Annotated in this window: 1 protein-coding gene; it reads left to right on the top strand. The window is 47.3% G+C overall.

Annotated features, from left to right (window positions below; all coding sequences use genetic code 11):
• Positions 1 to 94: 94 nt before the first annotated feature.
• The coding region (locus tag R7O13_RS25975; RefSeq protein WP_318305087.1) for a mannitol-1-phosphate 5-dehydrogenase at positions 95 to 803 on the top strand (709 nt) is incomplete at its 3' end.

The raw sequence follows: 803 nt of genomic DNA, 5'->3' as shown, positions 1-803 counted from the left end.
CCTGAGGCAAATGAGGTCAGCTGTCACCCCCTATGCGGTTGGCCTCCCCCTAGTTTCGTAAGTCAACATTTTCAGATATTGGTAGGTAAGAATTATGAAAAACGCAGTTCATTTTGGTGCAGGTAACATCGGTCGTGGTTTCATCGGTAAACTCTTAGCAGACGCAGAAGTCGAGGTCACTTTCGCTGACGTTGATGTACCGCTAGTAGACCAGCTCAGCCACAAACAAGAATACAAAGTAAAAGTGGTCGGTACTGAGTGTCAAATCGACACCGTTACCCACGTCACAGCGGTAAACTCAGCCAGTGAAGACGTGATTGATCGCATCGTCAAAACCGATTTAGTCACCACAGCAGTGGGTCCAAACGTATTAGACATCATCGCGAAAACCATCGCGAAAGGTATCGCCAAACGTTTTGAAGCTGGCAATGACGCGCCACTTAACATCATCGCCTGTGAAAATATGGTGCGTGGCACAACGCACCTAAAAGGTGAAGTGTACAAACACTTAGATAAATCATTGCATGCAAAAGCAGACGAGTTGGTTGGCTTTGTTGATTCCGCTGTCGATCGCATCGTTCCACCAGCAGAAGCCGCCAACGATGACCCATTGGAAGTGACTGTTGAAAGCTTCAGCGAATGGATTGTCGATGAGCAACAGTTCAAGGGCGACATCCCAAACATTGCTGGCATGGAAAAGACTAACAACCTAATGGCCTTTGTCGAACGTAAGCTGTTCACCCTAAACACAGGTCACTGCATTACCGCTTATTTAGGCTGTTTGAAAGGCCATCGCACCATTC

The sequence above is a fragment of the Vibrio sp. Y176 genome, assembly GCF_033438945.1.
The sequence above is the reverse complement of the archived record's forward strand: the minus strand, read 5'-3'. Positions and strand labels throughout refer to the sequence as shown.